23 protein-coding genes and 1 pseudogene are annotated in these 25,898 nt (G+C 32.9%); 9 read left to right on the forward strand and 15 right to left on the reverse strand.

Translation table 11 applies throughout. The features are described from left to right. Window positions 1–113: 113 nt before the first annotated feature. Genes A5893_RS13175 through A5893_RS13185 form a run of 3 tightly spaced genes read left to right on the forward strand, consistent with a single transcriptional unit; the run spans window position 114 to window position 3,528 of the window. Window positions 114–1,562, forward strand: a complete 1,449-nt coding sequence (locus A5893_RS13175; protein WP_068823043.1) for a circularly permuted type 2 ATP-grasp protein — start codon at window positions 114–116, stop codon at window positions 1,560–1,562. A gap of 58 nt (window positions 1,563–1,620) precedes the next feature. Then, window positions 1,621–2,556 (forward strand): alpha-E domain-containing protein, encoded by a 936-nt coding sequence (locus A5893_RS13180; RefSeq protein WP_068823044.1) that lies wholly within the window; start codon window positions 1,621–1,623, stop codon window positions 2,554–2,556. Between the two features lie 21 nt (window positions 2,557–2,577). Continuing rightward, the gene (locus A5893_RS13185; RefSeq protein WP_068823045.1) at window positions 2,578–3,528 is read left to right on the forward strand and encodes a transglutaminase family protein; all 951 of its coding nucleotides are present in this window, start codon (window positions 2,578–2,580) and stop codon (window positions 3,526–3,528) included. 128 nt (window positions 3,529–3,656) lie between these two features. On the opposite strand, the gene dxs is transcribed toward A5893_RS13185, so the two are convergent. The 5 genes from dxs to pyrH form a co-directional block, all read right to left on the reverse strand. Next, complete coding sequence (gene dxs / locus A5893_RS13190; RefSeq protein WP_068823046.1) at window positions 3,657–5,588, reverse strand: 1-deoxy-D-xylulose-5-phosphate synthase; 1,932 nt, start codon at window positions 5,586–5,588, stop codon at window positions 3,657–3,659. A gap of 199 nt (window positions 5,589–5,787) precedes the next feature. After that, the gene (locus A5893_RS13195) at window positions 5,788–5,976 is read right to left on the reverse strand and encodes a PLDc N-terminal domain-containing protein (RefSeq protein ID WP_068823047.1); all 189 of its coding nucleotides are present in this window, start codon (window positions 5,974–5,976) and stop codon (window positions 5,788–5,790) included. A 17-nt stretch (window positions 5,977–5,993) separates the two neighbouring features. Beyond that, entirely contained in the window at window positions 5,994–7,760 is a 1,767-nt protein-coding gene (locus A5893_RS13200; RefSeq protein WP_068823048.1) for an ABC transporter ATP-binding protein, read from the reverse strand. Window positions 7,761–7,840: 80 nt separating this feature from the next. Continuing rightward, the gene (frr, locus tag A5893_RS13205) at window positions 7,841–8,404 is read right to left on the reverse strand and encodes a ribosome recycling factor (RefSeq protein ID WP_068823049.1); all 564 of its coding nucleotides are present in this window, start codon (window positions 8,402–8,404) and stop codon (window positions 7,841–7,843) included. 17 nt (window positions 8,405–8,421) lie between these two features. Next, complete coding sequence (gene pyrH, locus A5893_RS13210) at window positions 8,422–9,126, reverse strand: UMP kinase (RefSeq protein WP_068823050.1); 705 nt, start codon at window positions 9,124–9,126, stop codon at window positions 8,422–8,424. 330 nt (window positions 9,127–9,456) lie between these two features. Here pyrH and A5893_RS13220 point away from each other — a divergent pair, with 330 nt between their 5' ends. Further along, complete coding sequence (locus A5893_RS13220; protein WP_068823052.1) at window positions 9,457–10,524, forward strand: PA0069 family radical SAM protein; 1,068 nt, start codon at window positions 9,457–9,459, stop codon at window positions 10,522–10,524. Window positions 10,525–10,788: 264 nt separating this feature from the next. On the opposite strand, the gene A5893_RS13225 is transcribed toward A5893_RS13220, so the two are convergent. From A5893_RS13225 to A5893_RS13235, 3 genes are all read right to left on the reverse strand, one after another. Beyond that, window positions 10,789–11,355 carry a hypothetical protein gene (locus tag A5893_RS13225; protein ID WP_068823053.1) on the reverse strand — a complete coding sequence of 189 codons (567 nt, stop codon included), beginning with the start codon at window positions 11,353–11,355 and terminating at the stop codon, window positions 10,789–10,791. A 3-nt stretch (window positions 11,356–11,358) separates the two neighbouring features. Next, window positions 11,359–12,177 carry an N-acetylmuramic acid 6-phosphate etherase gene (murQ, locus tag A5893_RS13230; protein WP_068823054.1) on the reverse strand — a complete coding sequence of 273 codons (819 nt, stop codon included), beginning with the start codon at window positions 12,175–12,177 and terminating at the stop codon, window positions 11,359–11,361. Window positions 12,178–12,257: 80 nt separating this feature from the next. Continuing rightward, window positions 12,258–12,584, reverse strand: a complete 327-nt coding sequence (locus A5893_RS13235; RefSeq protein WP_068823055.1) for a VOC family protein — start codon at window positions 12,582–12,584, stop codon at window positions 12,258–12,260. Window positions 12,585–12,718: 134 nt separating this feature from the next. On the opposite strand from A5893_RS13235, the gene A5893_RS13240 reads away from it, so the two are divergent. Then, window positions 12,719–14,362, forward strand: a complete 1,644-nt coding sequence (locus A5893_RS13240) for a S41 family peptidase (RefSeq protein ID WP_068823056.1) — start codon at window positions 12,719–12,721, stop codon at window positions 14,360–14,362. Between the two features lie 18 nt (window positions 14,363–14,380). Here the strand turns inward: A5893_RS13240 and A5893_RS13245 are convergent, their stop codons facing one another. The 7 genes from A5893_RS13245 to A5893_RS13275 form a co-directional block, all read right to left on the reverse strand. After that, entirely contained in the window at window positions 14,381–14,590 is a 210-nt protein-coding gene (locus tag A5893_RS13245) for a hypothetical protein (RefSeq protein WP_068823057.1), read from the reverse strand. A 64-nt stretch (window positions 14,591–14,654) separates the two neighbouring features. Further along, window positions 14,655–15,956, reverse strand: a complete 1,302-nt coding sequence (gene der, locus A5893_RS13250; RefSeq protein WP_068823058.1) for a ribosome biogenesis GTPase Der — start codon at window positions 15,954–15,956, stop codon at window positions 14,655–14,657. Window positions 15,957–16,246: 290 nt separating this feature from the next. After that, window positions 16,247–16,867, reverse strand: coding sequence for an ABC transporter ATP-binding protein (locus A5893_RS13255; protein WP_068823059.1), 621 nt, complete (start codon window positions 16,865–16,867; stop codon window positions 16,247–16,249). Between the two features lie 6 nt (window positions 16,868–16,873). Beyond that, complete coding sequence (lpxA, locus tag A5893_RS13260) at window positions 16,874–17,656, reverse strand: acyl-ACP--UDP-N-acetylglucosamine O-acyltransferase (RefSeq protein ID WP_068823060.1); 783 nt, start codon at window positions 17,654–17,656, stop codon at window positions 16,874–16,876. Further along, window positions 17,653–19,065, reverse strand: a complete 1,413-nt coding sequence (locus tag A5893_RS13265; protein WP_068823061.1) for a bifunctional UDP-3-O-[3-hydroxymyristoyl] N-acetylglucosamine deacetylase/3-hydroxyacyl-ACP dehydratase — start codon at window positions 19,063–19,065, stop codon at window positions 17,653–17,655. The genes lpxA and A5893_RS13265 overlap by 4 nt, the downstream gene beginning before the upstream one ends. 8 nt (window positions 19,066–19,073) lie before the next feature. Further along, window positions 19,074–20,120: a UDP-3-O-(3-hydroxymyristoyl)glucosamine N-acyltransferase gene (gene lpxD / locus A5893_RS13270; RefSeq protein ID WP_068823062.1), complete on the reverse strand. Its 1,047-nt coding sequence runs from the start codon at window positions 20,118–20,120 to the stop codon at window positions 19,074–19,076. Between the two features lie 63 nt (window positions 20,121–20,183). After that, the gene (locus A5893_RS13275) at window positions 20,184–21,404 is read right to left on the reverse strand and encodes an HD domain-containing protein (RefSeq protein ID WP_068823063.1); all 1,221 of its coding nucleotides are present in this window, start codon (window positions 21,402–21,404) and stop codon (window positions 20,184–20,186) included. Window positions 21,405–21,510: 106 nt separating this feature from the next. Between A5893_RS13275 and porX the strand changes: the two genes are divergently transcribed. The 4 genes and pseudogenes from porX (at window position 21,511) to A5893_RS13295 (ending at window position 25,892) form a co-directional block, all read left to right on the forward strand. Further along, window positions 21,511–23,064: a T9SS response regulator signal transducer PorX gene (gene porX, locus A5893_RS13280; RefSeq protein WP_068823064.1), complete on the forward strand. Its 1,554-nt coding sequence runs from the start codon at window positions 21,511–21,513 to the stop codon at window positions 23,062–23,064. Window positions 23,065–23,076: 12 nt separating this feature from the next. Further along, window positions 23,077–23,492: pseudogene (gene tsaE, locus A5893_RS13285) on the forward strand (tRNA (adenosine(37)-N6)-threonylcarbamoyltransferase complex ATPase subunit type 1 TsaE). Window positions 23,493–23,722: 230 nt separating this feature from the next. Then, window positions 23,723–24,949, forward strand: a complete 1,227-nt coding sequence (locus A5893_RS13290) for an alanine dehydrogenase (RefSeq protein WP_232456862.1) — start codon at window positions 23,723–23,725, stop codon at window positions 24,947–24,949. Window positions 24,950–24,953: 4 nt separating this feature from the next. Beyond that, window positions 24,954–25,892 (forward strand): YihY/virulence factor BrkB family protein, encoded by a 939-nt coding sequence (locus A5893_RS13295; protein ID WP_068823065.1) that lies wholly within the window; start codon window positions 24,954–24,956, stop codon window positions 25,890–25,892. The last annotated feature ends 6 nt before the right edge of the window (window positions 25,893–25,898 follow it).

The following is a 25,898-nucleotide window of genomic DNA, read 5'->3' on the forward strand; positions in this document are numbered from 1 at the left end:
AATTAAGAATTATCAATATAATTTATCATACTTATAAAAATTTGGTAATAATTTCTTTGTGATTTATCAAATTATATATACCTTTTGAAAAATTTAAATTAACTGCTCACAGAATGGGTTCCTCTAAAATATTTAATGGTTATACATCCAGTACAGAGTTTTATGACGAAATGTACAATGGGAAAAAAATCAGGGCGCCTTATCAAAAACTTTATGAGTTTTTAAAAAATTATCCTGCAGAAGAGTTAAACAAAAAAGAGGAAATGGCCAGGCGATTGTTTATGAGCCAAGGCGTAACCTTTACCGTTTACTCTGGAGATGAAGGCATAGAAAAAATATTTCCTTTTGATGTTGTGCCGCGTATTATAACTGCGGCAGAATGGGATTATATAGATAGTGGCATTAAACAAAGATTAAAAGCTTTAAATCTCTTTTTAAACGATATTTACTCCAATCAATTTATCATAAAGGATAAAATTATCCCAATTGATATGATATATTCTTGCGAGCATTATTTAAGGGAAATGCACAACCTTAAAGTACCACATGATATTTTTGTCCATATATCTGGGATTGATATTATTAGGGATGCTGACGGAACTTTTTATGTGTTAGAAGATAACCTTCGAACACCTTCAGGAGTTTCTTACATGTTAGAAAACAGAGAAATTACCAAACGTATTTTCCCGGATTTACTTCCTCTAAATGCAGTTAGACCAGTAACAAACTATCCGCAATTACTTTATAAAAGTCTAGCAGCGTTATCACCAAGGCATAACTCAAATCCAAATATTGTAATGCTAACACCTGGTATTTACAATTCGGCGTATTTTGAACATTCTACCTTGGCAAGGTTAATGGGAATTGAGTTAGTAGAAGGGCGAGATTTAGTAGTAGATAACCATCGGGTTTTTATGAAAACTACTCAAGGTTTGCAAAGAGTGGATGTAATTTACCGACGTGTAGATGATGAATATTTAGACCCATTGGTATTTAATTCTGGAAGTATGTTGGGCGTTGCCGGATTAATGTCGGCATATAGAAGAGGGCATGTAGCTATTGTTAACGCTCCGGGAAATGGAGTAGCTGATGATAAAGCTGTTTATATTTACGTTCCGGATATGATAAAATATTACCTGAACGAAGAGCCCATCCTAAAAAACGTTCCTACATTTAAAATGGATGATGTTTCTGAAAGAAAACATGTTTTTGAGAATATCGAAAATATGGTGATTAAAAAAACCAATGCTTCTGGAGGTTACGGAATGATTATAGGAAACGCTGCTACAGAGGTTGAAATAGAAGAATACAAGAAAGCAGTATTGCTAGATCCCAGGTCTTTTATAGCACAACCAATTATTAGTTTATCAGCTGCACCTTGTTACATCAATGGAAAATTACAGCCCCGAAGAATTGATCTTAGGCCTTTTGCGATTTTTGGCCCAAATGGAATTGAAATTGTACCTGGTGGATTAACAAGAGTTGCATTAAAAGAAGGATCTCTGGTAGTAAATTCATCACAAGGTGGTGGTAGTAAAGATACTTGGGTATTAAATAGTTAATGGGTGATAGACAATAGTCTATAAGCAATAGACTAATAAAAAATATAAGATTTAAAATATGTTAAGTAGAGTAGCAAATTCTTTGTATTGGATGTCTCGTTATATGGAGCGCTGTGATGGCATTTTAAGGTTGCTACGTGTAAACTATGCTTGCTCTCAAGACGAATTTGAACAATTTAGTTGGCGTCCGGTTCTCATGATTTTTTCTGATATGCTCCCTTTAACAGTAGAGAAAAACAAATTCAAAGGGCGCAAAGTTTTAGAGTTTATGGTAACCAATAAGCTTAATAAAAATTCTGTTTTTAGCTTGGTTAATAAATCTAGGGAAAACGCAAGGTCTGTACAGGATAATGTAACCAAAGAACTATGGCAATGCCTAAATGATTATTACCATGTTACTAGAAATAAGGATTTAGTTACTGCATTAAAGTTAGACGATCCTGTTTCTGTTTTGGATGATCTGGTGAAACAAGGAATGCACTATTACGGAGTTTGTGAAATAACCATGGCCCGTGGAGAAGGATATTATTTCATGAATATTGGAAAATACTTAGAAAGAGCAATGCAATCAGTTGATATCTTAAACGTAAAATTCAGCGAATTGGATTATTCTTTAGAAGAAAGATCAGATCCTACTTATTGGAAATATCTTTTGCTATCCATTTCTGGATACGAGATTTTTTTAAAAAGCTATCGTTCTGCATTAGATTCTAGAAATATTCTACATCAGATTGTTTGGAATGAACATTTTCCTAGATCTATAATTTACTCTGTAAAGAGGTTAAAACAATCTTTTGAAACTTTAAAAACAGAAAGAAACAGTGAGGCGTACAAAGCGCTGAGCTTTATGATTGGCAAATTAGAAAGCCATATTAGATATTCTGATTTAAAAGATTTAGAAGAAAAAGGATTGAAAGAGTACCTTCATGAAATAAAACTAGAACTATTAGCAATTGGAAGTGCGTTTAATCATTATTACTTTGCATTTAACTAAACAGTACAAAGCTTAAAACTAATGCCAAAATTTACCATACATCATAGTACCTATTATTCTTACGAATCACCAGTTTATGATAGTGCAAACCAAATTATGCTTTATCCGATAAAAGATAATCAGCAGGAAGTGGTAGAGCAACAATTAATGATTACCAGCAATCCTAAGATTGATGTTTATGACGATTATTATGGTAACGAAGTTGGAACTTTTACCAATCCGGAAGCGCATAGACAGTTAAAGATAGAATCTATAATTATCGTTAACGTAAAGAAAAAGGTAATGCCTGAAGCTTCTATGTTTAAAGATGATGAGTGGGAAAAACTTAAAAGTATTTCTCATCAATTACCTTACATCAATTTTCTAAAAAAAGAAATTGTTGAATCTCAGGAAGAAATTTTTGCTGCCATTAAACCTTTTCAGGATAAAAAAAATTCGCCATTTGAAGTAGCTAAAAATCTTTGTACCTACGTTTATCAAAACTTTAAATATATAAAAGGGGTAACAACTGTAGAAACAACAGTTGAAGAAATCTGGAAAATCAAATCTGGGGTATGCCAAGATTTTGCACACATATTGTCTGTAATGTTAAGATATATGCAAATTCCCGCTAGATATGTTAGTGGATATATTTGTCCTAATAAAAATGGAATGCGTGGCGAAGGCGCAACACATGCTTGGGTAGAAGCTTATTTACCTGATTATGGATGGTTAGGCTTAGACCCAACAAACAATTGCATTGTTGATGATACCCATGTTAGATTAGCGGTAGGGCGTAATTTTGTTGATTGTAGCCCCGTAAAAGGGACTTATAAAGGAACTTCTAAGCATAAATTAGAAGTAAAAGTTTCTGTTGCTTATGAAAACGATCCACTTCCATCATTAGACCAAACAGAAGCAGTTATGGGATTAGAGAACACTCCTATCAATTCTTATAGAAAATTTGTGGAAATGCAGCAACAACAGCAATAAGATATTATTAATGATAATTCTTTACTGGCTGAAAAGTCTAATAAATTAGCTTATTACCAAGATGGCGTAATAAAAAAAGGTTCGTGAAAACACAAACCTTAATAATTATATTATTGAAGGATCAACTATTATCCAACCAAACTCTCGGTTACTCTTGGCATTGCCATTTTCTTTACTTCTTTAATTATTGAATTGCTATCATAACCACATTCTGCCCAAAGTTCTTTTTGCTCGCCGTGTTCAATAACCCGATCAGGAATACCTAAACGTACGATTTTTGAACTGTAATTGTTATCAGCCATAAATTCTAAAACAGCACTTCCCATCCCACCTTGTACACAACCATCTTCAACGGTTATAACTTTATCAAACTTAGAAAATACTTCATGCAACATTTTTTGGTCTAACGGTTTTACAAATCTAAGGTCATAATGTGCAGGATGATAACCTTCCTGGTTTAATTCTAAACAAGCTTTAACAGCTTCGTTACCAATGCTTCCAAGTGTAATAATAGCGATATCTTCTCCATCACAAATCTTCCTCCCTTTACCAACTTCAATTTCTTTAAATGGTCTTTGCCAGTCAGTCATCACGCCATTTCCTCTTGGATAACGAATAGAAAAGGGACCACCATGATTTTTAAGTTGTGCCGTATACATTAAGTTACGCAACTCTTCTTCATTCATTGGAGCAGAAACAATCATATTTGGAATACTCCTAAAAAAAGAAATATCATAAGCTCCATGATGGGTAGGACCATCGGCACCAGCCATACCTGCTCTATCCAAACAAAAAACTACGGGTAATTTTTGCAATGCCACATCATGAACAACCTGGTCAAATGCCCTTTGCATAAAGCTAGAATAAATATTACAATAAGGAATTAAGCCCTGCGTAGCCAATCCCGCAGAAAATGTAACTGCATGCTGCTCTGCAATGCCTACATCAAATGCTCTATTAGGCATAGCCTTCATCATAATATTTAACGAACAACCTGATGGCATAGCGGGCGTAACACCCATAATTTTATCATTCTGCTGCGCCAATTCTACCATAGTATGTCCAAAAACATCCTGATATTTTGGAGGCTGCGGTTTATCTGAAACAGTTTTTTTAATTTCTCCCGTAATCTTATCAAACAAACCTGGAGCATGCCATTTGGTTTGATCTTTTTCTGCTAATGCAAATCCTTTACCCTTAACAGTTACACAATGCAATAATTTTGGTCCTGGGATATGTTTTAAATCTTCAATAACCTTTGCCAAATGCTCAACATCATGCCCATCAATTGGTCCAAAATATCTAAACTTTAAAGATTCAAAAAGGTTACTTTTTTTGAGTATGGTGCCTTTTATACTTTTTTCAATTTTCTTTACAACCTTATGAGCATCTGGTCCAAGTTCAGATATTTTGCTTAAAACTGCGGAAACATCATCCCTAAAACGATTATAAGATTTGCTAGTAGTGATGTCTGTTAAATAATCTTTTAAAGCCCCAACATTTGGATCGATAGACATACAGTTATCATTTAAAATAACTAGTAGATTAGAATTTTCTATCCCAGCATGATTTAATGCTTCAAAAGCCATTCCCGCAGTCATAGAACCATCTCCAATTATGGCAACATGTTGCCTGTCTGTTTCGCCCTTATATTGTGATGCAACCGCCATACCCAAAGCGGCTGAAATAGAAGTAGATGAGTGTCCTACTCCAAATGTATCAAATTCACTTTCGCTCCGTTTTGGAAAACCAGAAATACCTTTATAAACCCTGTTTGTATGAAAAACGCCTCTTCTACCTGTTAAGATTTTATGACCGTAAGCTTGATGACCCACATCCCACACTAATTGATCATAAGGTGTATTTAAAACATAGTGAAGGGCAACAGTAAGTTCTACAACTCCTAAGTTTGCTGCAAAATGACCTCCGTTCACAGAAACCACATCAATTATATATTGCCTTAGTTCTCTACAAACTTCTTTTAACTCCTTTACATTCAGCTTTTTTAAGTCTGTAGGAGAATTTATTTGTGATAATAGTGGCCCTGCCTGTACTTCCATTTTTACAATTAGGATTTTATTCTAGTTTACAAAGTAAGATATTCTTTGCTAATAATCATGACAATTTAGAGCAAATAATGTTTTTAAGATAAATTATATAATGTTTTTATTTAGAGTTTAATTGAAATTTAAATATTAGACTATTAAAATCTTTATATATTCATTATCTATCATTTATACTCTTTCTGATAGTGTGTTTTTAAATTTGCTTTTTCTTTCCAAAAAAGAAATACGCTATAGCCCCTAATAAAGGGATCATTATTGCAACTATAATCCAAATTAATTTAGCGTTATTGCTTAGATCTTTATTTTCAAAAATATCCTTGGCAGCAAGTACACTTACTATTAAGGGGAAAAAGAAGAGCCCAATTAAAGTTATTTTACTCATTTCCAAAAAATAATTATTTAAACCACTAGTGTAGTTTCCTGGTTAAATCTCTCTCCAATTTGCTGACGCCACATGGCATAATATAGACCTTTTTCTTCTATTAGCTGCAAATGTTTTCCTTGCTCAACGATATTACCTTTCTCTAAAACAAAGATTCTATCGGCATGCATTATGGTAGATAATCTGTGTGCTATCAAAATCGTAATCCTATCAGATTGATCCGAAACGTTTCTAATGGTTTCTGTAATTTCCTCCTCGGTAATAGAATCTAGTGCTGATGTTGCTTCATCAAAAACCAAAATATTTGGTTTACGTAATAACGATCTCGCAATTGACAAACGTTGCTTTTCTCCCCCAGAAACTTTCACGCCTCCTTCTCCTATTACGGTATCTAAACCGTGGGATGCCCTTGCCAACAGAGAATCACAGGCTGCTCTTTTAAGCACTTGCATACACTCTTCATCAGTTGCAGAAGGGCGAACAAATAATAAATTTTCTCTAATGCTACCAGAAAACAACTGTGTGTCTTGGGTTACAAAACCAATTCGCTCTCTTAGTTCATCCAAATCTATGGCTAAACTATCAACATCATTATATTTAATCTTTCCAAAAACTGGATTATAAAGTCCAACTAGTAATTTAACCAATGTAGTTTTACCAGATCCAGAAGGACCAACAAAAGCAATCGTTTCTCCATGCTTTACTTTAAAACTAATGCCATTTAAAGCGTTTCTAGTAGCAGAGATATGTTTGAAGCTTACTTTATCAAATATGAGTTCCTTAATGTTGCCAGTTGAAATTGGATTTTCAGGCTTCTTTTCAATAGGTATATTTAATATGGTTTGAAAATTATTTAGCGAAGCTTCTGCTTCTCTATAAGTTAATATGATGTTACCAAATTCCTGAAGGGGTCCAAACAAAAAGAAAGAATAAAATAAAAATGTAAAGTATTGACCTGCAGAAATATCATTTTTAAAAATCAATAGCAATAAAATCACCACCATAGAACTTCTTACAAGATTAACTGTTGTGCCTTGTAAAAAACTCATACTACGTACGTATTTAACCTTTTTAAGCTCTAAGTCTAAAATTTTATAAGTAGTATTATTAAGTCTTTTAATTTCTTGATTGGCTAATCCTAAACTTTTTACCAACTCTATATTTCTTAAGGATTCTGTAGTAGAGCCAGCTAAAGAAGTGGTTGCGCCAACTATTTTCTTTTGTATGGTTTTAATTTTTTTGGATAGCGTCCAGCTAACTATAAATATCAGCGGAATAGCCGCAAAATAAACTAAGGTTACTTTATAGCTTATGGTTAAAGAATAGATGATTACAAATATCATCCCCACTAAACTTGTAAAAAGGATATTAATAAAAGCGATGATAAATTTTTCTGAATCTAATCTTACCTTTTGTAATATACCTAAGGTTTCTCCACTTCTTTGATCTTCAAAAGTTTGATAAGGTAATTTTAGAGAATGTTCCAAACCATCGGCATACATGCTTGCACCTAATTTTTGTGTAATGATATTGGCAAAATAATCCTGAAAGTTTTTAGCAATTCTAGAAACCATTGCTGCTCCAACGCCTAAGCCCACTAACTTTAAAACACCAAAAGTAAACTCATGGCTAGTTAGTACATTTTTTTTCTCAATAAAATTATCAACTATTAATCCCGTAATATGTGGATCTATTAAAGAGAAACACTGATTAATGGCAGCAAACAGCAAAGCCAAACCAATTAAACCCTTATAATTTTTTAAATACCTTTTTAATATTTTCATCTAATTTTTTAAATCTCGCAAAAATAAGAAAGGGAATAGGTATTTAACCTATTCCCTTAATTTGTGATTATTGTTTGACGTTAAACCGTCATTACGTCTTTTTCTTTTATTTCTGTTAGATGATCTACTTTGGCAATATAAACATCGGTTAATTTTTGAACCTCGCCTTCTCCAACCTTAATCTCATCTTCAGATGCACCATCATTTTTTAATTTTTTGATGTTTTCATTGGTTGCTTTTCTAATATTACGAACCGTAATCTTACCTCTTTCAGCTTCCTCTTTTACTTTTTTTACTAAATCTCTTCTACGTTCCTCTGTTAAAGGTGGTACATTTAAACGGATCAATTGACCATCATTTTGTGGGTTTAAACCGATATTTGCTTCCATTATTGCTTTCTCAATTGGGCTAATCATAGATTTTTCCCAAGGCTGTACAACAATGGTTCTGGCGTCTGGAGTGTTTACGTTTGCCACTTGTGCTAATGCAGTAGCTGCCCCGTAATAATCTACCATAATACCATCTAACATGGCCACACTCGCTTTTCCGGCCCTAATTTTTAAAAATTCACTTTCTGCATGTACTAAAGCTTTTTCCATTGCAGAAAGAGCTTCATCTAATTCCATTTTTATAAACTCATTCATGGTTTTAAATTGCTATATTATTTTACTAATGTACCTATTGCTTCGCCTTGCATCAATTTCATTAAATTGTTTTCTTTATTCATATCAAAAACAATAATGGGCAATTTATTTTCATCGCATAAAGTAAAGGCCGTCATATCCATTACATTTAATTGTCTGTTATAAACCTCTTCAAATGTTACGGTATCAAATTTTGTAGCTGTTGGGTCTTTTTCAGGATCGGCGGTATAAATTCCATCAACCCTGGTTCCTTTTAAAACTACATCTGCTTTAATCTCTATAGCTCTTAACGCAGCTGCAGAATCTGTGGTAAAATAAGGATTTCCTGTACCAGCACCAAAAATTACAACTCTACCTTTTTCTAAATGGCGCATTGCCCTTCTTCTTACATAAGGTTCGCAAATTTGTTCCATTTTAATTGCAGATAATAATCTTGAATATACTCCAACGGTTTCCAGAGCATTTTGTAAAGCCATAGCATTGATTACGGTAGCTAACATGCCCATATAATCTGCTTGTGCCCTATCCATTCCAGATTTTTCTGCACTTAACCCTCTAAATATATTTCCACCACCAACAACAATCGCAACTTCTATCCCCAATTTTTGGATGGCTTTAATTTCTTCTGCATACTGTAATACCCTCGCATTATCAATACCATAAGATTGCTCGCCCATTAAAGACTCGCCACTCAATTTTAAAAGGATTCTCTTATACTTCATTTTTTAGAATATTATTGGAATGAAAAGAAATGCAGATTTCAGAGAAGTTTAAAAAAAATATTACCCTATTGCATTTCATTTTTGAGGATTTTGACAAAAATATAAAAATCTGTTTGATAAAGCGATTTCATTTTAAATTTAGGTTAATAAAATTGAAAATATCAATTCTAAAATTTAATTATTTGGGCATTTTAACACGCTATACACTCTATCTTTTTTTGTTGAAAAGTCAAAAAAAGGATGCCGCTCCTATCGTTAATGCACTTCCAAAGCTTCCATAAAATTTTGATTTTTAATCAAAAATGCTAAAAATATTAGTATTTTTGATTTGTGGAAGATTTAGAAAATGAGACCTATTTTAAGGGAAGAGGTTCGCAAAGTAACCCTAATAATAAATTTCATCGTCACCAATTTTCCACAGAAAATATAGAGGGTTTAGATGAACCTTTTCTTGAAAATTCTTCCACTGAATTTATAAAAGAAAGTCCAAAGAAAATTATTAGTGTAAGTAATAGTCCGGATATTCCTTTTTTATATTCTATAAATCCTTATCAAGGTTGTGAACATGGTTGTATTTATTGTTATGCCAGAAATGCCCACGAATATTGGGGCTTTAGTGCGGGTTTGGATTTTGAACGAAAAATAATCTTTAAACCTGATGCAGCTGAAATCTTAGAAAAACAAATCAACCATAAAAGCTATAAACCACAAGTTATTATGCTTTCTGGAAATACAGATTGCTATCAACCCGCAGAGCGAAAATTCAAGATTACTCGCTCTTTACTTGAAGTATTTTTAAAATATAAACATCCGGTGAGTATCATCACAAAAAACAATCTGATTTTAAGGGATTTAGATTTATTAGAAGAGTTAAATAAATTAGATTTAATTCATGTTAATGTGAGCGTAACTTCTTTAAATGAAGAATTAAGACAAAAATTAGAACCAAGAACAGTTACCGGAAAAGGAAGAATTAAGGTAATTGAAAAACTCTCAGAAAAAAATATCCCCGTAAGGGTGATGGTTGCACCAATTATTCCTGGTTTGAATAGTGATGAAATTCCTGAAATTATTAAAGCTGCCGCAAACGCCGGTGCAACCGATGCAAGTTTTACAATTGTTAGATTAAATGGGGCAATTGGGAATATTTTTGAAGACTGGATTTCTAAAGCCTATCCAGATAAAGCCCAAAAAGTACTGAACCAAATTGCAGCTTGCCATGGCGGAAATTTAAATGATAGCAGGTGGGGAACAAGAATGAAAGGAGATGGAAAAGAAGCAGAAGCTATTCATCAGCTTTTTAAATTAGCTTTAAAAAAATATATGCCAAACCCTTCATTAAATCAATTGTCTTTAGCACATTTTCATAAAAAAGAGGAACAATTAAAGTTGTTTTGAGCTTTCTATTATTGTATCAACTCTAGAAAAGACAAATTTTATAAATAGGTTTGCAATTAGAATGACCAACTTGCTAATGAGATGTCTCGTTGCCTCGACATGACGAAATGGGAAATGAAAACACTGTTATGTCGACGATAGGAGACATCTCACAACTAGGTTTGCAGCTAGAATGGTAACTTGCTAATGAGATGTCCCGCTGCCTCGACATGACGAGAACCAAAAAATTTATAGAAATTAAAAAATATCATAAGATTAGAAATCTTATCCCAACCTCTTCATTAACAATCCTTCAACTTTATTGAACAGCTGTAATGGCTTTAATTGTCGCCAATTCATATCATCCAACTCACCACCAAAATTGATATAATAATCTATGTTGTTAGATTTAAACTCCTCAATAACATGTTCGCGAAAGTTTATACCGGCAATCCAACCATCTTCTACTTCTTGAAACCATTCTTCATAATAGCAATCATCAGAAGAATGAAAGTTCAAAACGTTTTCTCCTATCAATATAAACTTATCAATTCCTTCGCCAACAATCGACTCAATAATCTCTCGCTTTAAGAGCATAATATCATTATCTATGGCGTCATTCCACTCTCCAATTAATTCGATAATAGCATAGTTTAAATCATAATCAACAAAAATGATTTTAATGTATAGCGTATCAGACCCAAAATAATCCCATTGCGGATGGATTAGAAAATTATATATTTTTTTATCGAAGCTAAACTCATTATACTGAGTTTCATAAAATGGCGACTTATCATCTTCTGCAGCAATATAATCGTCTCTCCACTTATAATAAGGTTCTATTTCATGCATAATTTATTGTAATGAGGCCATAAAATCTTCTACAGCTTTTCTTACACTTCCATGTTTTTGTAATAATTCGGCGGCTTTTTCTTCTTTTAAACCCGTCTCTTCCATTATCATGTGTGTACCTCTATTAACTAATTTATGATTGGTTAATTGCATATCTACCATTTTATTCCCCTTCACTTTTCCTAGCTTTATCATTACCGAAGTGCTAATCATATTTAAGATCAATTTTTGAGCAGTACCAGCTTTCATCCTTGTAGAACCCGTAACATACTCGGGTCCAACAATTACTTCCACAGGAAAGCTAGCGTTCTTAGCAACTTCACTATCTGCATTGCAAACTACACAACCAGTGATCATTCCTAATTCATTGGCTTTTTTTAATCCTCCAATTACGTAGGGTGTTCTTCCCGAAGCAGCAATCCCAATCAAAACATCATTTGGAGTAAGATTAAATGGTTGCAAATCTTTCCAGGCTTGTTGGTCGTTATCTTCGGCAAATTCTACTGCTTTTCTAATTGCTCCGTCACCACCCGCAATTATACCAACTACTAAATCAAAAGGGACGCCAAATGTGGGAGGACATTCAGATGCATCAACCACTCCCAATCTTCCGCTTGTGCCTGCGCCAATATAAAAAAGACGGCCGCCACTTGCCATTTTTTCTACAATGGCCAATACTAAAGTTTCTATTTTAGGAATTATCTTCTCTACAGATTTAGCTACGGATTGATCTTCTTTATTAATGTTCTCTAAGATTTCGATAACAGATTTTTTTTCTAAATCATCGTATTCTGAATCCTGTTCTGTGGTTTGTTTAGACATTTTTTGATATTTTATTTTTCATGATAGATTTGTGTACTTACTGCCCAATAATTTTTAGCAAGATCGTAAAAAGAGCCTCTTTAATCAGAGTCGTTTTCCTTTTTTATAGGTTCCTCAATTATCTCACAACCTAATTCTTTCGCCTTTATAAAAGTTTCCATTACATCTGGCACATAAATATGCAACATTGTTTGATGTGAAGGATATTCATCCAAACTATCACTAATCATTAATACAGAATCGTCAAATTTAAGTTCTAAATGAGCAATTTTACCATTCTCTCTTTCCATTCTTCTTAACTCGGTACAATTGAAAATTGCCTTTAATTGAGTAATCAGCTTTTCGGCTTCATCTACAATCAAATAAGGCGATAGTGAATTATAATTATTGGGTTTAAAATGTTCCATTAAATTTGATTTTAAGTAAAAATGATAAAATACGATACCAAAAAGAAATTAATTATAGATTTTGACGGAAATCACATCAAATATTTTTAAAAACATCTCATTAACATTTAATTAATTAGTTATTTTGTATTTAAATGTCCGGCTCGTCTAAAAACAACTTTCAAACTGCTTTAATTATCATCATCACCGTTTTAATTGGGATGATTTTAGGAGCTACATATCAGCAGAAAAAAAATGATGGAGATTTAAGAATTTTTCCATCCATATCGCTTCAGCCAAAAGAAAAATTAGACCGCATTTTAAAAGTTATTAAAAACAATTATGTAGATTCTGTGAACACGGATTCTTTACAAGAACTTGCCATTAATGATATTTTAAATAGTTTAGATCCTCATACTATTTACCTGCCTCCAATACAAGCTAAAAATCAAAACGAAAGTTTAGAAGGAAATTTTGATGGTATCGGAATTGAGTACTATGTTTTGAACGATACTCTTTTTATTACGCATGTAAGAGAAAATGGTCCTTCTTATAAAGCGGGTTTAATTAGGGGAGATAAAATTACTGCTGTTAATAATGAGAAATTAAATGATAAATCTCTTTTAAGTGAAAACATAATTAATAAGTTAAGAGGAAAGAGCGGCAGTATTGTTAAGGTTACCGTAAAAAGAAAAGGAAACTTAAAGCCTTTATTTTTTGATATAACAAGGGATAAAATTATAGTAAGTAGTATTGATGTAGCATTTCTGATTAACAAAGAAACTGGATTTATAAAAATCTCCCGATTCGGTGCAAATACCGAAGAAGACTTTTCTATGGCTTTAAGCAAATTAATGAAGAGCGGTATGAAAAGCTTAATTTTAGATTTAAGAGGCAATGGAGGCGGCTATTTAAATGCAGCAACTGCCTTGGCAGATCAATTTTTACCTGATGGAAAATTAATTGTTTACACTAAAGGACTTCATGAACCCCGAACTGATTATAACGCAACCAAAGATGGATTGTTTGAAAGAGGTAAAATGGTAGTTTTAATTGATGAGGGTACTGCATCTGCTAGTGAAATTTTAACAGGTGCGCTACAAGATTTGGATAGGGCAACAGTTATTGGGCGACGTTCTTTTGGTAAAGGATTAGTACAAGAACAATTTGGTTTTGATGATGGATCTGCAATGAATTTAACGATTGCCAGGTATTTTACCCCATCAGGTAGGTCAATCCAAAAATCTTACAATAAAGGAAAAGATGTTTATAAAGATGAGATTAATAAAAGATTTGAACATGGCGATTATACCTCGTTAGATAGTGCGCTGACTGATAGTACTTTTTTAACCAAACAAAAATATAAAACAAGTAAAGGAAAAACTGTTTATGGTGGTGGTGGCATAATGCCCGATATTTTTGTCCCTTTAGATACTATCGATATTACGCCATTTTACCAGAAAATAAATACAAAAGGTTTAATTACTCAATATGTTTATAATGTTTTAGTGAATAGAATTGACCCGAAACAATTTGACAATGCGGCTAATTTCTCCTCTGAATTTAACATAAGTGAAAAAGAGTATCAAAATTTCTTAAAATTTTGTATTGCCAACAAAGTAGAATTTATTACAAAGAACTCACAAACTTCCAAATCGCTAATTAATACCCAAATGAAAGCATTATTAGCTAGATTTTATTTTGATGAAGAAGGTTTTTATAGGGTTTTAAACCAACAAGATAATTTTGTTGATAAAGCATTATTACAACTAAAAAACACCTTAAGCTGGTTTTTTTAGTTGTATCTTAATCTCCGCTTACTTATTGTTCTTCAAAGTATCAGCAACAAGCAAACTATCTGTTCTCACATTATCTACAGCAGTAGTATCTTCTAATGCCGCATTCAATAAAGAATCAGCAGCTTTTTGATTTAATGAATCTATTTCTTTTTCTGATTTAACATTGTTATTACAGGCTGCAAATCCTAAAGAAATTGCTATTAGAGTTAGTGTTAAAAATTTTTTCATTGTATTGTTTGTTAAATGGTTTAAGTCCGCCTACTCTTAACCTTGGTCTGCGAACTATTAAAAATTATTTTTGTCTAAAAAATATCTGAATCGGCACACCTTCAAAATCAAAATGTTCCCTTAATTTATTTTCTATAAACCTTTTATAAGGATCTTTTATATATTGAGGAAGATTACAAAAGAAAGCAAACATTGGCGACGTGGCATTAATTTGCGTAATGTATTTAATCTTAATGTGTTTCCCTTTAATTGATGGAGGAGGTGTTTTTTCTATAATTGGCAATAAAATATCGTTCAATTTAGAAGTCTGAATTTTCTTTATTTTATTGGTATAAACTTTAGCCGCAGCTTCAATAGTTTTAAAAATACGCTGCTTTTCCGTTACCGAAGTAAAGATGATAGGCACATCAACAAAAGGAGATAATTTTTCCTTGATTTTATCGATAAACTCTAAAGTAGTCTTGTGGTCTTTTTCAATTAAATCCCATTTATTAACCACAATTACAACGCCTTTCTTATTCTTTTCTGCTAAGTGAAAAATATTAATATCCTGAGATTCAATACCATCAACGGCATCTATCATCAAAATAATAACATCTGCTTCTTCTAAAGCTTTAATCGTTCTCATTACCGAGTAAAACTCGATATTTTCATGAACCTTAGTTTTTTTTCTTAAACCTGCAGTATCAATCAGCATAAACTCATGTCCAAACTGATTGTAGTGGATATGGATAGAATCACGAGTGGTACCAGCAATTTCGGTAACAATATTTCTGTCCTTACCAATCAAAGCATTAATCATAGAAGATTTACCCACATTTGGGCGACCAACTATTGCATAAACCGGAAGCTTATTTTCCTCTTCAGGAATTTCATCAAAGTTTTTGATTACCTCATCTAATAATTCGCCAGTCCCAGAACCACTCATAGACGAGATACAATAGATTTCCCCCAATCCTAAGCTATAAAATTCTGTTGCGTCAGATTGTAACTGAAAGTTATCTACCTTATTTACAGCAACGTAAACAGGCTTTTTACTTTTTCTTAAAACTTGCGCAATACTGTCTTCTAAATCCGTAATTCCGGTGGTGACATCAACCATAAAAACAATTACGTTTGCTTCTTCAATAGCAATATGAACCTGCTCTCTAATTGCAGCTTCAAAAACATCTTCCGAGTTTACAACGTAACCCCCGGTATCAATTACAGTAAAATTTTTGTGTGTCCATTCTCCAATTCCGTAGTGCCTGTCACGGGTTACACCGCTTTGATCATCTACAATTGCCTTCCTGCTTTCCGTTAAACGGTTAAAGAGGGTACTTTTTCCTACGTTCGGTCTCCCGACGATCGCTAATATATTACTCATAAGTTTTTCCCAGCCTTATCTTGCCGGCATAATTTTTTTGCAAAGGTAATAAAATTATTATGTTTTTGATTTTGGAGTACAGATATGATTGATAATCAGTAGATTTTAAAGATGATTTGGGCGTTCGGGCGGGCTTTACACTTTAGTTTTTGTCCGCCAGCTGGCGGACAAAAAAGCTGCCGTTTCAATCCCTAACGCAAAACTTATAAAATGGAAATTATGATGCTAATTGTCTGAATCTTGATTTTCAAGATTTTAGGATTGACAGGATTTTTCAAAATGGTGAATTATCATTTATAATCAGCAACCAAAATTTGCTCATCACAAAAAGAATATTCATGGGCTTGGTTAGAACAAACAATAACCAATCTATTATTACCTCCAAATGATTTAACTAAATCCAAATACCAGTTAATTCCTTGTTCATCCAAATTTGCGGTAGGTTCATCCAATAAAAGTAACGGAGTATCAGAACAAAAAGCCAATAATAACTTTACTCTTTGTTTCATCCCAGAAGAGAAATATTTAAGCTGTTTATTTTTGCTTTTTTGCATATCAAGCAAATCCACCAGCTCATTATTATTTAAATTATTAATTCGTTTTTTAAAGTTGAAATGAAAGTCTAAAGTTTCTAAGAGTGTGAATTCTTCAATTAAATCCAGGTAAGGTGCCGCAAGACTAAAGTGTTTATAAACTTCCTCTACATCAATCTGTTTGTTTTCTAAAAGATAAGTAATATTACCAATGGAAGACGTTAAAGCACCAGAAATGACTTGTAATAATGTGGATTTTCCTGAACCGTTTATTCCTAATATTGCATAAGATTTACCAGATTCGAATGTATAGTCAACATGCTTAAAAATCCATTCTCGGTTAAACCTTCTTCCTATTTGCTCCAGTAAAATCTTCATTAAGAATTATCCATTACCAAAACTCTTCATCACTCCACGATTAGAGTTTCTGATAAAATTGATAATTTCATCACGCTCTTCTGTAGGTTTAAATTCTGCTTCTATAATATCCAATGCTTTGGTTACATTGTTATGCTTTACAAATAAAATGCGGTAAATTTCTTGAATTTCATTTATCTTTTCTGAAGTAAATCCTCTTCTTCTTAAGCCAACAGAATTGATACCAGCATAAGAAAGGGGTTCCCTTGCAACCTTTACATAAGGAGGGATATCTTTTCTGACCAGAGAACCGCCAGTTACAAAAGAATATGAACCTACTTTACAAAATTGGTGTATAGCTACGTTGCCGGCTAAAACAACATTATCCCCAATAGTGATATGACCAGCGAGTGTTGTATTATTAGAAAATATACAATTATCCCCCACCTCACAATCATGAGCTACGTGACAATAAGCCATTAAAAGACAATTTTTCCCAACTTTTGTCTCCCATTTGTCTGCAGTACCTCTATTTATAGTTACATATTCTCTAATTGTTGTATTGTCACCAATAACAGCAGTAGTTTCTTCTCCCGCATATTTTAAATCTTGTGGAATGGCAGAAATAACTGCTCCAGGAAAAATACGGCAGTTTTTGCCAATCCTAGCGCCGTCCATTATTGTAACACTAGAGCCTATCCAAGTACCTTCTCCTATCACAACATCTTTATGAATTACAGCAAATGGATCTATAATTACGCTATTGGCGATTTTTGCTTGTGGGTGAATATAAGCTAGGGGTTGTATCATTCTGGTGTTTCGGTTTCTTTATATCTAGTTATTTGCGCCATCATTTCTGCTTCCATTACTACCTTATCTCCAACCATGCCAACGCCTTTCATTTGTGCAATTCCTCTTCTAATAGGTTCCATTAAATCACATCTAAAGATAATGGTATCTCCTGGTAAAACTTGTGCTCTAAAACGCACTTTATCAATTTTTAAAAAGTAAGTTAGGTAATTACTTGGGTCGGGTACGGTACTTAAAACCAAAACACCGCCCACTTGGGCCATTGCCTCAATTTGTATTACCCCAGGCATTACTGGTGCACCCGGAAAATGACCTTTAAAATATTCCTCGTTCATGGTAACGTTTTTAACTCCTACCACATAAGTTTTTGTTAACTCAAGAATCTTATCAATAAATAAAAATGGCTGCCTATGTGGCAAAATATTCATGATGCCAGCAATATCATAAAGAGGTTTTACTGTTGGGTCATAAAGATGTTGAACCTTTTTCTTTTTATCTTTTTTGATTGCTGCTTTAATTTTTCTAGCAAAAGCTACATTAGCAGCATGGCCTGGTCTTGCCGACATTACATGACCTTTTATAGGTGTGCCAATTAAAGCTAAATCCCCTATCATATCCAATAATTTATGTCGGGCAGGCTCATTTTGGAAACGTAATTCTATATTATTTAAAATTCCTTCTCTGGCTACTTTAATCTCTTCCCTGTTAAATGCTTTAGCAAGATCTTTTAATTCCTGGTCGTCAATTTCATGATCTACAATTACAATTGCATTATTAATATCGCCTCCTTTAATAAGGTTGTGCTTTAGCAGCATTTCTAATTCATGCAAAAAAACAAAAGTTCTACATGAGGCAATCTCATCCTTAAAATCACTAATTGAAGTAATTGTAGCATGCTGACTTCCTAAAACTGGCGAATTATAATCTACCATACAGGTAAATCTATAATCATCCAATGGCATAATCACCATTTCTACTTTCCGTTCTTCTTCAGAATAATGAATGTTATGCTGAACAACATAATATTCTCTTTCAGCCTCTTGATCTTTATATCCGGTACTTTCTATTGCCTTAACAAATTCAATTGCGCTACCATCTAAAATTGGGACTTCAATGCCGTCTAACTCAATCATTACATTATCAACCTCGCATCCTACTAAAGCCGCCAATACATGTTCTGTTGTGCTTACACTAGCTCCATTTGCAGATAAAGTTGTACTTCTTGATGTATCTGAAACATTATCAACATCAGCATCAATTACTGGTTGGTTAGGTAAGTCTATTCTTTTAAATTTATATCCGTGATTTTCTGGTGCGGGCTTAAAAGTTAAATTAACCTTGGCTCCTGTATGTAAACCAACTCCAGATACGCTTACCTCAGATTTTATTGTTCTTTGCCTAGGGTTCATTTATGAAATTATTTAGAAAGATTTTCTTGCAATTTGTTTACTAACTTTTGCAATTCGTCAATTTTACGCTCCATATCAGGTAATCTTTGAATGATTACTTGAGAACGCATATAGTTTTGATAAGTTTGTGCTGGTGCGCCACCAAACTTTTTGTTTTCTTCTTCTATTGATTTATTTATTCCAGATTTAGCTTGAATTTGTGTGCCTTTTGCTAGAGTAACATGACCAACTATACCAACTTGGCCACCAATAATGTTGCTTTCACCAATTTTAGCACTTCCAGAAATACCTGTTTGAGATGCGATTACTGTGTTTTTGCCAATTTCTGCATTATGAGCTATTTGAATCAAGTTATCTAATTTAACCCCTTCTTTAATTAGGGTAGATCCCATTGTTGCCCTATCAATACAGGTATTAGCGCCAATTTCTACATTATCCTCTATAATTACGTTTCCAATCTGGCTTACTTTTACATAGGAACCATCTGGCTGCGGAGCAAAACCAAATCCATCACTACCAATTACAGTATTAGCATGTATATTAACTTTATTTCCAATAACACAGTCATGGTAGATCTTAGCCCCACTTTGTATTACCGAATCAGTACCAATTTTAACATCATCGCCAATAAAACATTGAGGATAAATTTTAGTGTTATCTCCAATAATTGCACCAGCAGAAATATAAGCAAAAGCACCTATATAAACGTCTTTACCTATTTTGGCTTTAGGGTGAATAAATGAATATTGTTCAATTCCTTTTTTGTCCTGTTTTAGGCTATTATATTTTTCTAAAAGGATAGAAAAACTGCTATAAGCATCCTTAACTTTAATTAATGTTGCTTTAACGGGCTTATCAATAACTAAATCTTCGTTTACAATTACCACAGAAGCATTGGTAGTGTAAAGGAAAGCCTCGTACTTTAGGTTGGCTAAAAAAGACAATGCCCCTTCTTGTGCTTCCTCTATTTTTGCTAACTGATTAACTTTAACATCTGGGTTACCTTTTAAAGTGCCATTGAGCAAGAAGTTAATCTCTTTTGCGGTAAATTGCATGTGTCAAAATTAATTGATATTATTAAATGAACAAATTGTTATTAAATTATTAATAATCTTTTGTTAAGTTCTTACATAACAAAAGATATTCTTGGTTACTATTTTGGATAATGCCTCTAAATTTGCATTATCAGAAACTACGGCTATGTCTTTTAAATCACCGTTTTTCATCAAAATATTGATGCTCCCGTTTCCTGTTTTATAAGCCATATTATTTATAGTTCCTGTAAATACAAAATAATTCACTTCATCTTCTGATATGTTTAATTTTTCAATAACAGTTTTCTTTTTTTGGTTTAATCGTTCTTTATCTGGTAAATCACTGCTTATTTCTACTTTAAAAAGCTTTCTGGTAATTAAATTAACACACAAAGTTTTTAGAATAAAATCATCATGTTTTTGCCAAACTTTAATTGATGTCATCACATCGTTATCATCTAACAACGAAAAATTTTCTAAGTTATCGTTATTGCTTGAAAAGTTTTGAGCATTAATATTGTTATAAAGAAAATGTTTTAAAGCCGGAGTTGCAAATAATTGCTCCCCACGTTGCGCAACTTCTCTTGCTCTTTCTAAAATTTTAACTAATAATTGCTCTGCTGCAACAACGGTTTTATGTAAATAAACCTGCCAATACATCAATCTACGAGCAATTAGAAACTTTTCTATTGAGTAAATGCCTTTCTCCTCGACAACTAAATTATTATCTTTGATATTTAGAAGTTTTATAATCCTATCAGAACTAACCATTCCTTCGGTTACCCCACTAAAAAAACTATCCCTATTTAAATAATCCAATCTATCTAAATCAAGTTGCCCCGATATAAGTTGGCAGAAGAAGCTTTTGTGATATTTACAGTTAAATATTTCTAAAGCCAGATTTAAAGCTCCATTAAACTCTTTATTTAAATTATCCATCAGCATATTGCTGATATTTTCATGAGAAACACCATTAACAATGGTATGTTCTAAAGCATGGGAAAAAGGTCCGTGACCAATGTCATGTAATAATATTGCTATACAAGCTGCCTCTTCTTCTTGCTTGGTTATTTCGTGACCGCGGCTTTGCAAATGTTCTATGGCCAATTGCATTAAATGCATGGCGCCCAGAGCATGATGAAAACGAGTATGCAAAGCCCCAGGATAAACCAAATGAGTCATTCCTAATTGTTTGATATACCTTAATCTTTGAAAATAAGGATGCTCAATCAAATCAAACAACAAAGGTGTTTTTATACTAATAAATCCATAAACAGGATCATTTATAATTTTGTTCTTATTCAATACAATTAAATTATAAGGCACAAAAATTGCTAATTTAGAGGCTCGAGTTAATTTCTAGCAAAGATTAAGAAATTAATAAGAAAATCATTCAATTAGAAAATTTTATATGCAACTAGCAAATATATTATGGGCCGATGATGAGATTGACCTTTTGAAACCACACATCCTTTTCCTTAACGAGAAAGGTTACCAAATTGATACAGCAACAAATGGAAGAGATGCTCTTGATATATTTAAGACTAAAGATTTTGACATTGTTTTTTTAGATGAAAATATGCCCGGCCTTACCGGATTGGAAACATTAAGTCAGATTAAAACCATTAATCCGGATGTACCAGTGGTAATGATAACCAAAAGTGAGGAAGAATATTTAATGGAGGATGCAATTGGTTTTAAAATCGATGATTATTTAATTAAACCCGTAAATCCTAAACAGATATTATTGACTATAAAGAAGTTAACCGATAATAAAAGATTGGTAAGTGAGAAAACTTCTATGGCTTATCAGCAAGATTTTAGGAATTTGGGGATGATTTTGAACGATAATCTAAACTACCAAGAATGGGTTGATGTTTATAAAAAATTGATTTTTTGGGAATTAGAATTGGAGAAATTAGAAGATGCAGGAATGCATGAAATTTTAACAATGCAAAAATCAGAAGCTAATTCTCAGTTTTGTAAATTTATAGAAAAATCTTATTTAGACTGGATTAAAGATCAGGATAAAGCGCCAATGCTTTCTCATCAATTATTTAAGAAAAAGATTTTTCCATCCCTTAGCGAGCAAACGCCTACCTTTTTCATCTTAATTGATAATTTAAGGTATGATCAATGGAAAATTATTAATCCAATAATATCAGAGTATTTTAGGCTAGAAGAGGAGGATACTTACTTTAGTATTTTACCTACTGCAACACAATATGCCAGAAATGCTATTTTTTCTGGATTGATGCCTTCTGATATGGAAAAACGTTTCCCAGAAATGTGGCAAAATGATGAGGATGAAGGAGGCAAAAATTTATTTGAGGAGAAATTTTTAGAAGACCAAATCAAACGTTCCGTTAAAAAAGATACTAAATTTTCTTATCATAAAATCCTTAATCAGGATCAAGGAAAAAGTCTAAATGAATCGCTATCAAATTTGATGGGAAACGAATTGAATGCGATTGTATATAATTTTGTTGATATGCTTTCTCATGCCCGTACGGATATGCAAATGATACGTGAATTGGCAAATGATGATGCCGCATACCGTTCTTTAACGCTTTCTTGGTTTGAGCATTCTCCCCTTTTAGATTTGATTAAAAAACTATCTCAAAAGAAAGTTAGGTTAATTATTACCACAGATCATGGAACCATTAGAGTTAAACACCCAAGTAAAGTTATCGGAGATAAAAATACCAATTCTAATCTTAGATATAAACAAGGTAAAAACCTGAATTATGTTAATAAAGATGTTTTTTTAGTTAAAAATCCTGCTGATGCCATGTTACCAAAATTACATGTAAGTTCTAGTTATATTTTTGCCAAAGAAGATTCCTATTTTGTTTACCAAAACAATTATAACCAGTTTGTGAATTATTTTAACGAGACTTTTCAACATGGCGGAATTTCTTTAGAAGAAATGATCATTCCTATTGTTACCTATAAAAACAAATAATATTTTTATAGAATGAAATTTGAAGTTGCCGGACTTGCCGAATTAGAATCAACTGCAAAAAAAATATTACAAGAAGCTAAAGAAGAAAAGATATTTCTTTTTTACGGAGGTATGGGTGCAGGAAAAACCACATTGATAAATAAATTATGCGAGCTTTTGGGAACAAAAGATCATACAAGTAGTCCGACTTTTTCTATAGTTAATGAATATGAGTTAGAGGACGGAAGCATATATCATTTTGATTTTTATCGTTTAAAAAATCAAATGAAGCTTTTGATATGGGTTATGAAGATTATTTTTATTCTGGGAATTATTGTTTTGTAGAATGGCCAGAAAAAATTGCTGATTTACTGCCAGAGCATTATGTTAAAGTTGAGATTGAAGTTTTGAGTGAGACTGAAAGGGAGATTGAAGTTAATATTTTTTAAAATATTTTAACCGTAGAGCTAACAGAGATTTTTCACAAAGATCGCAGAGAGTAATCAGACTTACGAAGTTTTCAAAAACTTCGTAAGTCTTAAAATCAAATATTTGCGTTAAAGATTGAAGCGAAATCCCCGCCATTAGTCGGGCAAGCTTTTTTTCTTTTTTGAAAAAAGATATAGCGGAATCCGCCAGCTGGAGGATAAAATACCTAAATTAAAATTGATAACAACGAATGGATACAAAATTAATGGGCGGCTTTACGGAGGTTGCAAAACAGGCGATGATGCAAACGCAAGAAACTTTGGCTCCTACAAAATCCAAAAAGAATAGCTTGTATATCGGTATTCCTAAGGAGACTTCTTTTCAGGAAAATAGAATTGCTTTAACTCCGCTTTCTGTTGCTCTATTGGTTAATAATGGGCATGAAGTTGTGATTGAATCTGGTGCTGGTATGGGTTCTAATTTTGCTGATATTAAATACAGTGAACAAGGTGCTAAAATTGTTTACGATGTTAAAGAGGTTTATCAGGCTGATATCATTCTAAAAATTGCTCCGCCCACAATGGATGAAGTAGACATGATGAAGCACCATCAAATCTTGTTCTCTACTTTACAAATGTCTACCATGAAGCCGGAATATGTACAGGCTTTAATCTCAAAAAAAATCACTGCACTAGCATTGGAATATTTAAGAGATGAATTTAATATATTAACTGTTGTAAGGGCAATGAGCGAAATTGTTGGCTCTACTTCTGTTTTAATTGCTGCCGAATATGTGAGTAATGTTTTTGGCGGAAAAGGATTGATGTTAGGCGGTGTTACAGGTGTGCCACCTACAGAAATTGTAATTTTAGGTGCAGGAACAGTTGGCGAATATGCCGCAAGAACTGCTATTGCATTAGGTGCAGAAGTTAAAGTTTTTGATACTTCTTTATTTAGATTAAGACGTTTACAGGATAATATTGGATGCAAGGTTTTCACCTCTGTAATGCAACCGATAGTTTTAGAAAAAGCACTGATAACTTGTGATGTTGTAATTGGGGCGGTTAGGGCAAATCACGGAAGAAGCCCTTGTTTGGTTACTGAAGAAACGGTTTCTAAAATGAAACCAGATTCTGTAATTATCGATGTAAGTATAGATCAAGGTGGTTGTTTTGAAACTTCTGAGGTTACAAATCATAAAAATCCTGTTTTTAGGAAACATGAAATCATTCATTATTGTGTACCGAATATTGCCAGCCGGGTTAGTAGAACGGCAACCTATGCTTTGACAAATATTTTTACTCCTATTTTAATTGATATTGGCGAAATGGGAGGAATTATGGATTTAATTTGGGAGAAAACTGGCATAAGAAATGCAGTGTACCTTTATCAAGGGGCTATGACAAATAAAGATTTAGCCCAAAGATTTAATTTGCCACATAAAGATCTTAATTTATTAGTGGTAAGTAACCGCTAGTTTTATGGATATAAAAAAGACTTCTAAATATTATTTTGAAATTTTAAGCGAAACCTTCGACTCTTTTATGAGCGATAAAGGTTTAAAATTAAGTGCAGCACTAGCCTATTACACTATTTTTTCTTTAGCACCAATGATGATTGTTCTGATATCTATCGGAGGGATTTTTTATGGACAGGATGCATTACAAGGTAAAGTTTTTAGCCAAATTAATGATTTAATTGGAAGTGAAGCTGCTTTACAAATTCAAGATATCTTAAAAAAACTAGCACTTTCTGGTAAAGGTACAGTAGCTGCAGTACTTGGTGTAATTACTTTGATTATTGGTGCATCGGGTATTTTTATAGAGATTCAAGATTCTATAAATATGATTTGGCGAGTTAGGGCTGTACCTAAAAAAGGTTGGCTTAAGCTGATAATTAATAGGGTTTTATCTTTATCTATGATAGCAAGTTTAGGATTTATATTGATAGTTTCTTTGCTAATTAACAGCGTAATTGCCGCATTTAGTAATATACTCATTAAATTTTTACCTGATTTTACTTTGATTTTTATAGATATTATTAATCTTGGGATTACTTTTGTGGTTTTAATGAGCCTCTTTGCCGTTATTTATAAAGTATTGCCAGACGTAGAAATTACCTGGAAACAAGTTAAGGCAGGTGCGTTTTTTACTGCTTTATTATTTATGCTTGGAAAATATTTAATTGGTTTATATGTACAATATGCTGCTGTAGGTGATATCTATGGAGCTGCAGGAACTACTATTGTAATTGCAGTTTGGGTTTATTATTCTGCAGCCATTCTATACTTTGGTGCCGAGTTTACTTGGGCTTATGCAAAAGTTAGAGGCGATTTAATAAAGCCTTCTAAACATGCGGTTGCTTTAAGAATTACCGAAACAGAGCTTGGAGGAGCAGAAAAAATTGATTTGCACCAATAAACTTAT

Origin of the sequence: Pedobacter psychrophilus (assembly GCF_001652725.1) — a bacterium.
GTDB lineage: Bacteria > Bacteroidota > Bacteroidia > Sphingobacteriales > Sphingobacteriaceae > Pseudopedobacter > Pseudopedobacter psychrophilus.

Excerpts from the sequence above, each read along its gene's own strand:
- pyrH (WP_068823050.1), bottom strand. The coding sequence starts at position 9,126 with ATGAAGTATAAGAGAATCCTTTTAAAATTGAGTGGCGAGTCTTTAATG.
- A5893_RS13235 (WP_068823055.1), bottom strand. The coding sequence starts at position 12,584 with ATGGAACATTTTAAACCCAATAATTATAATTCACTATCGCCTTATTTG.
- A5893_RS13240 (WP_068823056.1), top strand. The coding sequence starts at position 12,719 with ATGTCCGGCTCGTCTAAAAACAACTTTCAAACTGCTTTAATTATCATC.
- A5893_RS13200 (WP_068823048.1), bottom strand. The coding sequence starts at position 7,760 with ATGAAAATATTAAAAAGGTATTTAAAAAATTATAAGGGTTTAATTGGT.
- A5893_RS13185 (WP_068823045.1), top strand. The coding sequence starts at position 2,578 with ATGCCAAAATTTACCATACATCATAGTACCTATTATTCTTACGAATCA.
- murQ (WP_068823054.1), bottom strand. The coding sequence starts at position 12,177 with ATGTCTAAACAAACCACAGAACAGGATTCAGAATACGATGATTTAGAA.
- dxs (WP_068823046.1), bottom strand. The coding sequence starts at position 5,588 with ATGGAAGTACAGGCAGGGCCACTATTATCACAAATAAATTCTCCTACA.
- A5893_RS13255 (WP_068823059.1), bottom strand. The coding sequence starts at position 16,867 with ATGAAGATTTTACTGGAGCAAATAGGAAGAAGGTTTAACCGAGAATGG.
- porX (WP_068823064.1), top strand. The coding sequence starts at position 21,511 with ATGCAACTAGCAAATATATTATGGGCCGATGATGAGATTGACCTTTTG.
- A5893_RS13295 (WP_068823065.1), top strand. The coding sequence starts at position 24,954 with ATGGATATAAAAAAGACTTCTAAATATTATTTTGAAATTTTAAGCGAA.
- lpxD (WP_068823062.1), bottom strand. The coding sequence starts at position 20,120 with ATGCAATTTACCGCAAAAGAGATTAACTTCTTGCTCAATGGCACTTTA.
- der (WP_068823058.1), bottom strand. The coding sequence starts at position 15,956 with ATGAGTAATATATTAGCGATCGTCGGGAGACCGAACGTAGGAAAAAGT.
- A5893_RS13265 (WP_068823061.1), bottom strand. The coding sequence starts at position 19,065 with ATGAACCCTAGGCAAAGAACAATAAAATCTGAGGTAAGCGTATCTGGA.
- lpxA (WP_068823060.1), bottom strand. The coding sequence starts at position 17,656 with ATGATACAACCCCTAGCTTATATTCACCCACAAGCAAAAATCGCCAAT.
- A5893_RS13180 (WP_068823044.1), top strand. The coding sequence starts at position 1,621 with ATGTTAAGTAGAGTAGCAAATTCTTTGTATTGGATGTCTCGTTATATG.
- frr (WP_068823049.1), bottom strand. The coding sequence starts at position 8,404 with ATGAATGAGTTTATAAAAATGGAATTAGATGAAGCTCTTTCTGCAATG.
- A5893_RS13290 (WP_232456862.1), top strand. The coding sequence starts at position 23,723 with ATGGATACAAAATTAATGGGCGGCTTTACGGAGGTTGCAAAACAGGCG.
- A5893_RS13245 (WP_068823057.1), bottom strand. The coding sequence starts at position 14,590 with ATGAAAAAATTTTTAACACTAACTCTAATAGCAATTTCTTTAGGATTT.
- A5893_RS13225 (WP_068823053.1), bottom strand. The coding sequence starts at position 11,355 with ATGCATGAAATAGAACCTTATTATAAGTGGAGAGACGATTATATTGCT.
- A5893_RS13195 (WP_068823047.1), bottom strand. The coding sequence starts at position 5,976 with ATGAGTAAAATAACTTTAATTGGGCTCTTCTTTTTCCCCTTAATAGTA.
- A5893_RS13175 (WP_068823043.1), top strand. The coding sequence starts at position 114 with ATGGGTTCCTCTAAAATATTTAATGGTTATACATCCAGTACAGAGTTT.